Source organism: Lawsonibacter asaccharolyticus, from assembly GCF_022453915.1.
In the GTDB taxonomy this organism is placed as follows: domain Bacteria; phylum Bacillota; class Clostridia; order Oscillospirales; family Oscillospiraceae; genus Lawsonibacter; species Lawsonibacter asaccharolyticus.
The window spans coordinates 3,070,717-3,084,807 of sequence record NZ_CP091870.1 but is presented as its reverse complement, the minus strand read 5'-3'; the positions used below and the strand labels follow the sequence as shown (position 1 = coordinate 3,084,807).

Sequence of the window (14,091 nt, the reverse complement as noted above, 5' to 3'; positions counted from 1 at the left end):
CTCCTTCCTTATAAAAATAACAGTGGAGATCAAAATTCAGCCGTCGGGGCCAGGCTTACGGCCCCGGCGAAAAAGCGGGGGAGAACTCAGACAGGGGCCGCCGTGGGGTGCTTGGCTGCGATCTCCTCCGCCAGCAGCCGGTAGGCCTCCGCCCCCCGGGAGTAGGGGTCGTAGGCGGTAACGGGCTTCCCGTGGCTGGGGGCCTCGGATAAGCGCACATTGCGGGGGATGACCGTGGCGTAGACCTGACCGGGAAAGTGACGTTTAACTTCCTCCGCCACTTGAAGAGAGAGATTGGTGCGGCTGTCAAACATGGTGAGCAGCACGCCCTCTAACACCAGCCGGGGATTCAGTGAGCGTTTGACCAAGCGGACGGTAGAGAGCAGATCGCTCAGTCCCTCCAGGGCGTAGTACTCACACTGGACCGGGACCAGCAGGGAGTCAGCGGCGCACAGGGCGTTCACTGTCAGCAGCTCCAGAGAGGGGGGGCAGTCCACAAAGATGAAGTCGTAGCCGGGAGAGAGGACCTCCAGGGCCTTTCGGAGCAGATGCTCCCGGTCCGGCAGGGCGATCATCTCCACGCCCGCTCCGGCCAGCGCCTTGTTGGAGGGAAGCACGTCCCCGTAGTGTGTGGTGACTACGCCGCGGCGGGGATCGGCCCCATTGATGAGCACGTCGTAGACATTTGGGGAGGCGGTGTTCTTGTCCACTCCCATACCGGAGGTGGCGTTGGCTTGGGGGTCGAAGTCGCACAGCAGTACCCGCTTTCCCAGCGCGGCCAGGGCGGCGGTGAGGTTGACGGTGGTAGTGGTCTTGCCCACGCCTCCCTTTTGATTGACGATAGCGATGATCTTGGCCATGGGGCGCCTCCTGAGTCGAAATGGCGGACGGGTGTACAGCAGACTTCCGCAGAGCTTTATTATATCAACCGGGGGAACGCATTTCAACTCTTTTTCCCGTTTTTCCGGCCTGGTAGCGAGAAAAGGCGGCGGACCGCACAGGGGCGGCCCGCCGCAAGGGGAGAGGTGCAGACAGAGGGAGAGAGCCGAGACCGGGCCTGCCTCCAGGTGATCTGGCTTCGGCAGGCGATGGGGAGGGAAGGGGAGATAGGAAAAGAGAATGTTTCACGTGAAACATTTTTACCGAATGGCCTGGGGAATACGGATGGTGAGCAGGATCTCTCCGTCCTTATCCTGGCGGTCACAGCGGGCATCCACCCCGGCGGACCGCATTAGGGCCATACTCCGAGTCAGAGTGTTAAGAAAAAGGCGGACATCCTTCACCACAAAGGTGCGTTTGGTTCTGGTGCGGGGAGGAGGGGAGAGAAGCTGATCTACCAAGGCGTCTGTCTGGGCCACGGTGAGCTGCCGGGACAGGATCTGCTCCAGGGCCTTCTGGCGCAGGCTGGGGTCCTCCAGCCGAAGCAGGGCCCGGGCATGGCGCTCAGTGCAGCCGCCGTCCCGCAGGGCCCGGAGAGTGTCCTCCGGCAGCTTCAGCAGGCGCAGCTTGTTGGCCACGGCGGACTGGCTCTTGCCGATGCGCCGGGCAGCCTCCTCCTGGGAGAGATGGTAGACAGAGATTAACCGGTCCAGGGCCAGGGCCTCCTCCCAGAAGTCCAGGTCCTTGCGCTGCAAGTTCTCTACCAGAGCCAGCAGGGAGGAGCGCTGGTCGTCGATCTGGAGAGAGATGCAGGGGACCTCTTCCAGTCCTGCCAGCTTGGCGGCCCGGAGCCGCCGTTCCCCGGCTACCAGCTCCCAGCCGTCTGCCCGACGGCGCACAGTCAGGGGCTGGAGCAGCCCCAGAGCCTGGATGGAACCAGCCAGCTCCTCCAGTTCCTGGGTGCCAAAAACCCGGCGGGGCTGATTGGGATTGGGTGAGATGGCGTCTACAGGGAGGAACAGCACCCGGGGACTGTCCAGCAATCCCTTCTTTCGCAGCAGCTGCATTCTGGATACCCCCTTTGATCCTTCCGCTGTTATAAAACAGCTTGTCTTGATATCCATATTTTACCATAAAAAAATAAAAAGAAAGTTGGATTCTGTCGCAGTTGTGGAAAATCCAGTGGAAAAGTTGAAAAAAGAAGGGCTCGGCCCGGGAAATTGCAGGGGGAGAAAAAGGAAAGAAAGACCTTGTAAGTTTCCTCCATATCATATATACTGAAAGAGAACAGTCAGAGAGGGAGCTGTAAACAGATGCGGCCCAAAGTGAGGAAAGGGCTGCATGGACGGAAAGGAGAGCTGTCAATGAACAAGAAGAAACTTCCCCTTGCATTTTGGATCTTCATCGGGCTGGTGGTCGGCATCGCAGTGGGCCTGGCCCTGATGATGGTGCCCAACGGACTGGACATCGCGAAAAACTACATTCTGCCCTGGGGCACGATCTTCCTGAACCTGCTGAAATTCATCGTGGTGCCCATCGTGCTGTTTTCCATCGCCTCCGGTGTCATCTCTATGCAGGACATCGGCCGGGTGGGCTCGGTGGGAGGCAAGACGATCGTGTATTACATGTGCACCACCGCTTTTGCCGTGGTGTTGGCCCTGGTGCTGGCCAGCGCGGCCAAGGGGATGCACATCTTTGCGGCCATGGAGACCTCCGGCCTGGCCTATGAACCCCCGGCGGGCCAGTCGCTGATGCAGACCATCATCGACATCTTCCCCTCCAACCCCATCACGCCGCTGGCCAATGCCTCCATGCTCCAGGTCATCGTCATCTCTCTCCTGGTGGGCTTCGGCATCCTGCTGGCGGGGGAAAAGGGGCTGGTGGCCGCCCAGGTGGTGGACAGCTTCAATGAGGTGTCCATGAAGATCATGGACCTGATCATCAAGCTCTCGCCCATCGGCGTGGCCTGCCTGATCTGCCCGGTGATCGTGGAAAACGGGCCCAAGATCCTGGCTCAGCTGGTGGCGGTGCTGGCGGTGGCCTATGTGGGCTATATCGTCCACGCCGTGGTGGTGTACTCCAGCACGGTGAAGGCCCTGGGCGGCGTATCCCCCATCGCCTTCTTCAAGGGGATGGCCCCTGCCATGATGATGGCCTTCTCCTCCGCATCCTCGGTGGGCACCCTGCCCTTCACCCTGGAGTGCTCCGAGCGGCTGGGGGCCCGGAAGGAGGTCGCCTCCTTCGTGCTGCCCCTGGGCGCCACCATCAACATGGACGGAACTGCCATCTACCAGGGGGTGTGCGCCGTTTTCATCGCATCCTGCTATGGGATCGACCTGACCATCGGCCAGATGGCCACCATCGTGCTCACCGCCACCTTGGCTTCTATCGGCACTGCGGGCGTCCCCGGCGCCGGCATGGTGATGCTGGCCATGGTGCTCCAGAGCGTAAATATCCCGGTGGAGGGCATCGCGCTGGTGGCCGGCATCGACCGGATCTTTGACATGGGCCGCACCACCATCAACATCACGGGCGATGCGGCCTGCGCAGTGGTGGTCTCCAAGATGGAGGACCGCAAGGTGGCCCGCACCAAGAGTGTTTTGGGCTGATCAAAGAACAGAGAGCGGGCCCCGGACCAAATGGTCCGGGGCCCGCTGCTTTGTTTGAAGGGCCGGTATGCATGGAGGCCATAGGTCGATGAAAAAAGCAAAATAGTCCAACGTGGGGACATCTGCTAAAATAGGGGGCAGAAGAAACTTAAAATTGGGCAGAGTGCTCAATATAGAGGAAAGGGTGAAGAGACCGATGCGGATGCAGGGAGAGGAATTCAACATCCAGGCCAACGGTGTGGAAATCCACGGGGTCAGGATGGGGCAGGGGGAGCCGCTCCTCCTCCTCCACGGGCACCCGGAGACCTGTCTGATGTGGCACAAGGTGGCGCCCCAGCTGGCGGAGCGCTTCACAGTGGTGGCCACCGACCTGCGGGGCTACGGGGACAGCGGAAAGCCGGAGGGGCTGCCTGACCACAGCAACTACTCCAAGCGGACTATGGCGGAGGACCAAATCGAGGTGATGCGGGCCCTGGGCTTTGAACGCTTCCACGTCATGGGGCATGACCGGGGGGCCCGGGTGGCCTACCGTATGGCGCTGGACCATCCGGAGGCGGTAAATAAACTGGTGCTGCTGGATATCGTGTCCACCTATGACATGTACAGCCTCTCCACCCGGGAGTTTGCCAAGGCGCTGTTCCAGTGGTATTTCTTTACCCAGGAGGCCCCGCTGCCGGAGGACATGATCCTGTCCAGCCGGAAGCAGTTTTTCCGCTATTCCCTGCACATTGCCCGGTATCACTCGGAGAACGACACCTCAGCCGAGGCATTTCCCCAGGACGTCTACGACGAGTATCTGAGGCACTACAACGTGGAAACCATCCACGCCATCTGTGAGGAGTACCGGGCGGGGGAGACGGTGGATCTGGCGCTGGACGAGGAGGATTTACGGGCCGGGCGGAAGATCCGGGCCGAGACCCTGGTGCTGTGGGGGGCAAACGGACTGGTGGAGCGGTTCTTCCGCCCCCTGGAGTGCTGGGCCAAATTTGGAGACCACATTCAGGGACACAACCTGCCCTGCGGCCATTTTATCCCTGAGGAGGCCCCTCTCCCCATGCTGGAGGCGGTGGAAAACTTCCTTTGACAACAGACGCAAGAGAAAGACAGCGCCCCGCCGTGGAGAGAGTCCGCGGCGGGGCGCTGTCTGGTTAAAAGAAAACATGAAAATGTCACATGAATACATGAGAAAGTCGTATTGGAAGTTAAAATTGTTTAATATTACAATTTGAGTTAACTTCAAAAGAAAAAAGTGGTCAAAAGAAACAAATTTTCTTTTGGGAAAATTTTGCACAAAATTTTCAGACCTGCTGAGGCCTGAACGTGCAGTGGAAGGGAGCGGATGAGAGAGGCACAGTTGAAGCAGAGGAAAACGGTGAAAGGAGAAATGTAAAAAATGAAGCGATTGTCAAAGCGGATCATTTCTTCCGTGCTGACCGGCACCATGCTGTTGTCGCTGCTGGGTGGTAGCGCGCTGGCGGTGGAGCCGGAGGGGGGCCCGGAAGAGGAAGTAAGATCTGGGCAGCCGGTCATGAGCGACGTGGTGAGCATCCAGGCTTACACAGAGGAGACCGAGACCGGAAATGAACTGAAGCAGATCGAGATCGTCTATAAAGAGGGGACAGATCTCAGCGGACTGAATGGGGAGAGCTACCTGTTGGAAGGGCGCGGTCCCCAGGACGAGGAATTTACAGAGATCCAGATCCAGGAAGTGACAGTCGACGAGGAGAGCGCTCTCCTCGTGGTTGGTGGCTTCACCACCAACCACGAGGAGAGCGCTCTCCTCGTGGTTGGTGGCTTCACCACCAACCACGATATCTCTGAGGGCACAGAGGAAGGGATGGACCTCCGCCTGCGCCATACTTGGGAGGAAGAGGATTCCGCCCTGTCGATGAGCAGGGGGGAACCCTGGCTGGAGATGAAAAAGGAGCAGCCGACCTCTGAGGACGAGCAGCCTGAGGACGAAGAAGAGCCATCTGGACCGCCTCAAGACGGGGAAGAACTTATCCAAGACGGAGAGAAGCTGACTCAAGAGGGCAGTCAGCCGCCGGTAAGCAATGGTCTGGAGCCGCTGGTGAATTCGGAAGAATTGACCGTGGATGATATTACGAGCATCCAGGCCTTTACCAAGCTGAACTTCTATGGACAGCGGCTGTATCAGATTGAGGTCACCTTTGCGGAAGGCACTGATATGGAGGCGGCCGAGGAATTGGACTATAAGGTCTGGGACCGGGCCTTCCAAAACGGTGAGTTTGAGGAAGGCACTGCCTATATTGACGATGTTTCAGTGAGAGGCAATACCGTTACCCTGTCCTTTGACCAAGGGCCTGCGGATAACAAGCCCTTTGGGATGCTCTGTACTGCCAGCTGGGCGATTGCAGAGGAGTTCGATGAGAACGGGGACCCGGATGGATATGAAGTATATGCCGGAAGAAGTGGAAAGCCCTTCAATTACTTTACCCGGCAGGAGCTGGATCTGATCCTGGCCATCGGCGCGGACGCTGAAATGGAAGACGGACTCAGCCTGACAGACGGATATGGTCATTACACGGGCGGAGACGGCGTGTGGGAAAAAACAGTAAACGACGTCTATGATGACTATAAGCTGGCCTATGTGGAGGCTGTGGATGACAGCTACTACACGGCCTTTCAGGGGAAGGTGCCCGTCCACTATCAGGTGCCTGACAGCTACGACGAGGATGAAGGGATGCCCCTGGTCCTCTATGTGACTGGAAACGGAACCTCTTACTGGGAAGGCTTCGATGATCAGGGCAATCTTCAGGCCAACAACCTGGGGACTAATGTGACCTACGACAATGCTACCGAGGCATGGCTGGAGCTGGACAGTGCGATCGTGGGTAGCCCTGATGTGCACTCCCAGAATAATAAGGCAGCTGGGGAGGAAGTAGCACACGCCATTGGGTGGTTCCAGGAGAACTACAACATTACCAAAGTGATCCTGATTGGCAATTCCAACGGCACTGGAATCTGTTCCCAGACCATGCGGGACTTTCCGGAGCTGGTGGATGTGTTCATCTGCAACAATGGCTGGATTGGAGATGGTCCGAATCGGACCATTTTTACAGAGACCTGGCCTGAGGAGAGCCTCCAGAAGATTGCGGAAGAGGGCATTGCAATCTGGGTCATCCAGGGTGAGACTGACCCGCTGGCAAATCCGATCAACTCTCTGAAATCCTATCAGGGATTGATTCCCTATTATCAGGAGGCAGGATGGTCTGACGAGTGGATCGCGGATAATCTTCGGATTTCTGCCTTCAAACACTACAAGTTTGAAGAGTGGGGTGTTAATGACCACTCCTGTGTCAAAATGAGTTCTTGGTACTACATCGATGAGCCTTATCTGGATGTGTACAAGGACGAAGATCCTCTGGAAGTGGGCGAGACCTACCACATGGAGGATGCAAGAAATGAAGAGGTCCAGCAGTTCGAGTACGTGACCTATGCGGAGAGTATCAGTGATTGGGCGCTGAATGTGGCAGGCAGTGGAGACAAGCCGGCTTCCGAAGAGCCCACCCCCATTGAAGACACTGAGAAAGCGGACGCCAGCATCGGCTCCTATCAGCGGATCAATGGATACTTTACCTACCAGATCAGCGTAAACGACAGCGCCCGCGGGGCGGACAGCCGGGAGATCGAGGTCTACATCCCTGAGGGAGCCCGTCAGCGGGAGTACTGGATCAGCATGGCGCTTCCCTCCGGCGTGGACAGCACGGAATTCCTGGAGAAGTCCGGCTGGTTTGACATCGCGGACGAGACGCTGGCCTGCCTGCTGATCATGAAGCCCGAGAACGGGACCTGGGGCAGTGCGGAAGACGAGCTGGCCTATGTGGACGCGGCTATGGGCACCCTGGTCAGCAGCGGGACCTATTACTCCGCCTTCACCTACCACTATCTGGTGGGCTACGGAGACGGCGCCCCCGCCCTGCAGCTGTGGGCCGCCCAGAACCCCCTGAAGATGATCAGCCAGGTCTATGTGGATGCTCAGGCGGATGCGGCTTATGATGCTCTGCTGAAAGCGGCCGGTGAGACCCAGGTGGGAAAGACGCCCCAGCCCAACCATATGGATTTCGAGGGGTACACCGACAAGGATGGCAATCAAATTACCCAGAAACGGACCTTTGAGGCCCAGCACTACAACGATATCCCCATCCCCACCTGGTTCGTAGGCAATACCAGCGAATCCCTGATCGCCTATTGGAAGGATGTCAATGACTGCCTGCCGACCGCAGACCCCGACAGCGATTACGGCCAGGTCTACTGGCAGGACAAGGCAAACTCTGATGCCATCGCCACCTCCTTCAGCGATGTAAAGACCCAGGTGGCGGTGCAGAATGAGTCTGTCTCCGACATGGCCGACCCCGCGCTGACGGAGAACATCAACTCCTTCCTGACCTACTACAGCGGCTATGACAACAACTCGGTGTACGGCCACTTCATCACCCAGCGCCTGCCCTACACCAACCAGGACACCGACAGGGTGCTCTACCGGGACCACATGTGGGAGGGCACCAACCGGACCTACATCATCTATATCCCCAACAGCGTGAAGTCCAGCGGTTCTCCCGCGCCCCTGGTGGTGACCACCCACGGCGCCGGTCAGACCGCCATGGTATTCCTGGAGGCCACCGACATCAAGGAGGCCGCCGACAAGTACGGATTTATCGCGGTCACCTACGACCTGACCGGCAACGCCGACTATATGCTGGACCTGCTGGAGCTGGTCAAGGACGACTGTAAAAAGGCGGGCGTGACGGTGGATGAGGACCAGATCTATGGCTACGGTCAGTCCGCCGGCGGCGGAGCCACCGCCAACACTCTAGCCCAGGACCCCAGAACTGTGGAGCTGTTTGCCGCATTCGGCATTACCTCCGGCGTTCGGACTACGGCCCAGAAGAACGGCTCACAGCTGGTGGTGCCCTTCTACGCCATTTACGGCGAGTACGACTACTGGCCCATGAAGCTGGGCGCATTGGAGGCCGGGGAGTGGACCGGTTCTCAGGGAGCCAAACAGTGCACCTGGACGACCGACACCCAGACCTATTGGGCGCAGAGGCTGCTGGGAAAGACCCTGGACGAGCTGGTAGCTACGCCCAAAGTGGAGAGCGGCATCACAGAGGAACAGATCGGCTCCCAGCAGGCCCCCATCAGCCTGATCGTCAATCCAACTGAGGCGGCAAACCGCTATAAAAACTACATCTGGTCCAGGGACTTCGGCGGCGGCGAGGTGCCCATCTTTGTATGGAGCCAGTGCTACGGCCGGGGCCACAACCTGGTCCCCAGTGACCTGAACGAGCTGTGGGAAAACTGGTTCAGCAAGTGGGAGAGAGGCTCCGACGATCATACCCTGCTGTACTATGCAGATGGCGTAGGAAGCGGTCAAGCATTGGAAGTTGATCAGACGCCTGACTTTGACAGCATCACCAACCTGGAGAAAGACTGGTCCCAGGCGGCTCAGCTGCCCCTGACCGGCTGGTACACCAAGAACATCGACGTGGATGGCGACAATGACTTTGCCGATGACGCCCGCACCGTAAAGGTGTACATCGCCCCTGAGGCATCCATCCGCTCCTACTTCACTGTGGTGGCTGTGCCGGAGGGTGTCGATACCTATGACTTCCTGAAGGAACAGGGCTGGATCGACTTGGCCAACGAGAAGGGCGAGGGCCTGTTCGTGCTGGAGCCCGGCGCGGGGGGCTGGGGCTCTGCCCAGGATGAGAGCGCCTATGTGGAGGCCGCTATCGCCTTCCTGAAGAGCGGCAACAACATCCATAAGCAGAACGTGTTCTCCACCTTCGGTGAGTTCTACCTGGCAGGCTACGGCAAGGGCGCCGCGGCGCTGGAGCTGTGGGCGGCCGCCAACCCCATCTTTGTCATCAGCCAGGCCTATGTGAACGGGACCAGTGCCGGTGCGGATGCCCTCACCGCTGTGGCTGGTGCGCTTTATGACGGAAAGAGCTCCAACGGCGATATTACCGATGTGCTGGATGAGACTCTGAATCAGGTGGGCATCGGCGGACAGATCGCCCCCAAGGACGTGCCCGTTCCCACCTATCTGGCGGGTTACACAGGGAGCGAGAACTATTGGCAGTCCGCCAACGACTGCGCGGCCACGGGGACCGGTGCCGGTGTGTACTGGCAGGATATTGCTTCCAAGGCCTATGCCACCGAATACGCCAACGGCCAGCTGAAGGAGGAAGGCGCGGGGCACGGCATCTCCAAGGTGGAGATCGCGGGCATAGGTGCAGACGCGCGGGCGATCTATGAGTGGCTGTCCGACTATACCCGCTATGACAACACCTTCCCCTATTCCAACGCCATTGCCCAGCGTCTGGACTACACCTCCGCCCGGGTAGCTGCCCAGCAGGATGCCAAGGACGGCCAGGTGAAATCCACTTTGTCCGACGGCACCCAGATCTGGGGCCAGGAGGATATAAAGATCGCCGGTCACGGCACCGTTCAGGCAGGCGTGATCGCGTTCAGCGACAACAGCGGCGACGGGAAATGGGACCCCCGGGAGTATATCCTGTATATCCCTGAGGGCTTTGAGGGCAAGGAACTGCCTATCCTGATGCTCTATCCCGGCAACAGCCAGACTGACTCCATCTTTATGGACTCCACCCTGTGGTGGCAGCTCGCGGAGAAAGAGGGCATTGCTCTGGCCTTTGTGTGCGAGACATACAGTTCCAGTCCCAGCAGCGTGTCCCACGCCGACTCCGACAAGTTCTATCAGTCTCTTGTCACCTTGATGGAGGAGAAGATCGACGGCAGCTATGCCGACCTGGACTTCAACCGGATCTATGGTTCCGGCCAGTCTGCCGGTTCGGCGGCAACCCAGGGCTTTGCAGTGACCAATCCTGAGTTCTTTGCGGCAGTTGGCTCTACCTCAGCGGCAGCTGCAGAAAAAGAAAATTCTGCCTTTGAGACCATTCCGACCATGCTCATTGCAGGTCAGATGGACCTGGGGGATATGACCAAGGGCTTTGAATCCACCTCTCTGCAGAACTGGGCTAAGTATATGCTGAAGGCCAATGGGATCGATAAGGAGTTCACGGCCGAAGATGCAGACCAGCACTTCAGCGCTGACAGCCGTCATCCGGATGTGTACAGCTGGACGAAGACTATCGACGGTGTGGATGTACCGTTGGTCCAGTGGGCTCTGTGCCTGCTGCGTCCCCACAACTGCTATCCCAGTGATATGCCCGTCCTGTGGGACTTCATGGAGCACTTCAGCTTTGTGAAGGGCAGCGATGGCTCTCTCACCCGGTATTACAGCCCCTCCGCCTTTGAGAAAAATGACGCGGTGAAGATCGACTATATCCCCGGCGCAGTGACCCCGGATGACGATGACGATGATGACGACAGCAGTTCCTCCAGCTCCAGCAGATACACCGTTTCTGTCGGCGCCGGCAGCGGAAAGGGGACCGTGTCCGTCAGTCCCCAAAATGCATCCGAGGGCACCAGAGTGACCATCACCGTGACTCCCGCCTCCGGCTATGAGGTGGACGACGTCACCGTGACCGACCGGGACGGAGACGATGTACGTGTCACCAAACAGAGCGACACCCGCTATACCTTTACCATGCCTGACTCCAAGGTAGAGGTGGAGGTCAGCTTTGTGAAGACAGGGGAGACGACACAGGAGCCTGATACCATGACCTTCTCCGATGTCAAGGCCGGAGACTGGTTCTATGATGCGGTTCTCTATGCCTATGAGAACGGACTGATGTCCGGCACTGGCGCCGCTGCCTTCAGCCCCAACCAGACCCTGACCAGAGCCATGGTGGCGCAGGTCCTGTACAGCATGGAGGGAGCTCCGGCTGGTGGAACATCCACCTTTACCGATGTGGCTGCGGGCACCTGGTATGCCAGTGCGGTCAACTGGGCCGCTGCCAACGGTGTGGTCAGCGGCTACGGAGACGGGACCTTTGGCCCCAACGACAACGTTACCCGGGAACAAGTAGCGATGATCCTGTACAGCTTTGCCAAGTCCAAGGGATACGATGTGTCCGAGAAGGCCAGCCTGTCTTCCTTTGCCGACATGTCCAGTGTCAGCACCTATGCACAGGAGGCTATGAGCTGGGCTGCCGGCGCCGGATTGATCTCCGGCATGGGCAACAACACGATCGTGCCCCAGGGCAGTGCCACACGGGCTCAGTTTGCAGTTATGCTGATGCAGTTCTGCGAGGAGATCGCAAAATAACAGAAAATAGCATACTTATTGTAATTGAAAGGCTATTAAAGTACAAAGAGGATTATTGAAATAGCAGCACGGCGGCCGGCGTCAGGCATCTCTGGATGAGATGTGTTGACTGCCGGCCGCCGTGCTTTAAAATAAAATTGTTTGCAAATGCAAAAATGCCTTGACAAATATTTTCTGCAAATGTAAAATATAGACACAGAATATTCTGCATTTGCAAAAAAGGAGGGGACCAGATGGGGGAGAACCGTCATCTGCCGGAGTCGGAGCTGGACATTATGCTGGTGGTATGGGGGGCGGGGGGCCCAGTGTCCGCCCCAGCCATTCTGGAGGGGCTGGAGCGCCCGCTCACGGCCAGTGCCCTGCACAGTTATCTGAAGCGGCTGGAGGAGAAGGGCTTTCTATCCTGCAAAAAAACTGGTAAGGTAAACACCTATACAGCAATGGTGGCCCGGGAGGACTATCAACGCAGCGAGGGAGAGAGCTTTCTGAAAAAGCTCTACGGCAGTTCCATCTCCCGGTTCGCGGCGGCGCTCTACGACGGAAAGAGGGTGGAACCGGCGGAGCTGGAGGAGCTCCAGGCACTGCTGGACCGCCTGAGCGGGGGAGAGGAGACATGACGGCGCTGGTGGAGCGGGTGGTCTGGGTCTCCCTCGCCACCTCCCTGCTCCTGCTCCCGCTGCTGGGGCTGAGCGGCGCCATCCGCAGGCGCTACCGGGCAGGGAGCTGCTACCTGCTGTGGCTGGTGCTGGCCCTGCGCCTGCTGATCCCCCTGCCCGTCCCGGTCCCGGTGGGGACCGCTTTGTCCCAGGTGGTCCCTGCGCCGGCGGCGGAGGAAACACTCGTCCCCCTTCCGGGGATCTCGGGTCCCGCGTCCGTCCGGGGACCGCAGGCAGGCGGAGCGGGAGGCGCCGCCGAACTGACCGAGGCGCTCTCCTGGCTCTGGGCGGCGGGGGCGGTCCTCTTCCTCGGCGTGGAGGGCGGGGGCTACCTGCGGGCCCGAAGAAAGATCCTAGAGGGCAGCCAGGCGCGGGCGGGAGACCAGGCGGCGCTGGAGGCCCTGGGTGGGACCGTGCCGGTGTTGCGAGCCGGGGTGGACACCCCCATGACCCTGGGCCTGCTGCGCCCGGTGATCGTGCTGCCGCCGGAGGTGCCGGAGGCGGACCTGCCCCTGATCCTGCGCCATGAGCTCTGCCATATCCGGCGGAGGGACCTGTGGTACAAGGGAGTCATGCTGCTGGCAAACGCGGTCCACTGGTTCAACCCCCTGGTGTGGCGGATGGCCGGACAAGCGGGCCGGGATCTGGAATTGTACTGTGACGAGGCGGTGGTGGAGGGACAGGACAGCGGCTTCCGCCGCCGCTATGGACAGGTGCTCCTGCAGGCATCGTCAGGGGGCGTGACCGCGGCCCTAACTACCCGGCTGGGGGGCACGGAGATGAAAGGAAGGATCATGAACCTGTTTTTACAAAAAAAGAAGGGGACCGCTCTAGTGGCGGCTGTGGTGTGCGCCGCACTGCTCTGCGGCGGCGCGGTGGCCTGGGGGCCCTCTTCCGCCGCCGGGGCCCAGGACCTTCCCCAGGAGGCGGCGGCACGGCTCCAGCAGGTGACGGAGAGCGTGGCCCTCAACGAAGAAGGGAGCCAGGTGCGCTTCACTCTGCCCGAGCTGGAGGAGGGAGAGGACTGGAGGGTGCAGATCTCCGGCCGCTACGTGGCGGCGGACCAGGTCTCCATGAGCGTCCACCTGGACACGCCGGGCGTCTGGGAACCGCGGCGCTCCTATGAGATCCCAATAAAGCCTAGGCTGCGGCAGGCGGAGGGAGAGGGATATTACACCCAACTGACCCTCCACATATCTCTGGTCCGAGGGGAGGACAGTTGGGACGGGGAGGCGGACCTGCTGGCCCTGGCGTCACAGCCCCAGGGCGCCGGGAGCGGCTGGCTCTGGCCGGTGGAGGGGTATCATACCCTGTCCGCCCTGTTCGGCGGCCGGGTCCACCCTGTGACCGGACAGAGGACAGACCATACCGGCATCGACATCCCGGCTCCGGAGGGGACGCCGGTGCTGGCCGCCGCCTCCGGCACGGTGGAAGCGGCGGGCTGGGACGGGGAGGGCAGACTGGGTGACCGGGTGATCCTGGCCCACGGGGGCGGCTGGACCACCACCTACGGCCAGCTCTCCCAAATCACGGCAGTGACGGGGGAGACGGTGGAGCAGGGGGAGGTCATCGGCTATGTGGGCGCCACCGGGAGGGCCACCGGCCCCCACCTGCACCTGGAGCTGGCGGAGAACGGCGTCCCCACGGACCCGGCGGCCGCCTATCCGGGCCTGGAGCTGTCTGTGACCGGCAGGTGACAGGGGGCTCCTCATTCCCCAAAAGGCGCAAA

7 protein-coding genes are annotated in these 14,091 nt (G+C 59.9%); 5 read left to right on the top strand and 2 right to left on the bottom strand.

Going from position 1 to position 14,091, the window contains the following annotated elements:
• Positions 1–86: 86 nt before the first annotated feature.
• Together L9O85_RS14885 and L9O85_RS14880 are read right to left on the bottom strand one after the other, a co-directional pair.
• Positions 87–860, bottom strand: a complete 774-nt coding sequence (locus L9O85_RS14885) for a ParA family protein (RefSeq protein WP_050623086.1) — start codon at positions 858–860, stop codon at positions 87–89.
• A 279-nt stretch (positions 861–1,139) separates the two neighbouring features.
• Positions 1,140–1,946, bottom strand: a complete 807-nt coding sequence (locus tag L9O85_RS14880; protein ID WP_050623087.1) for a ParB/RepB/Spo0J family partition protein — start codon at positions 1,944–1,946, stop codon at positions 1,140–1,142.
• Between the two features lie 297 nt (positions 1,947–2,243).
• Between L9O85_RS14880 and L9O85_RS14875 the strand changes: the two genes are divergently transcribed.
• The 5 genes from L9O85_RS14875 (at position 2,244) to L9O85_RS14855 (ending at position 14,059) form a co-directional block, all read left to right on the top strand.
• A complete protein-coding gene (locus tag L9O85_RS14875) occupies positions 2,244–3,488 on the top strand; it encodes a dicarboxylate/amino acid:cation symporter (protein ID WP_050623088.1) in 1,245 nt (414 codons plus the stop codon).
• 184 nt (positions 3,489–3,672) lie between these two features.
• Positions 3,673–4,572 (top strand): alpha/beta fold hydrolase, encoded by a 900-nt coding sequence (locus L9O85_RS14870; RefSeq protein WP_202973706.1) that lies wholly within the window; start codon positions 3,673–3,675, stop codon positions 4,570–4,572.
• Between the two features lie 309 nt (positions 4,573–4,881).
• Positions 4,882–11,706 (top strand): S-layer homology domain-containing protein, encoded by a 6,825-nt coding sequence (locus L9O85_RS14865; RefSeq protein WP_301579097.1) that lies wholly within the window; start codon positions 4,882–4,884, stop codon positions 11,704–11,706.
• 233 nt (positions 11,707–11,939) lie between these two features.
• Positions 11,940–12,323, top strand: coding sequence for a BlaI/MecI/CopY family transcriptional regulator (locus tag L9O85_RS14860; protein WP_108980254.1), 384 nt, complete (start codon positions 11,940–11,942; stop codon positions 12,321–12,323).
• Positions 12,320–14,059 carry a M23/M56 family metallopeptidase gene (locus L9O85_RS14855; RefSeq protein ID WP_301579095.1) on the top strand — a complete coding sequence of 580 codons (1,740 nt, stop codon included), beginning with the start codon at positions 12,320–12,322 and terminating at the stop codon, positions 14,057–14,059. Before L9O85_RS14860 ends, L9O85_RS14855 begins: the two co-directional genes overlap by 4 nt.
• The last annotated feature ends 32 nt before the right edge of the window (positions 14,060–14,091 follow it).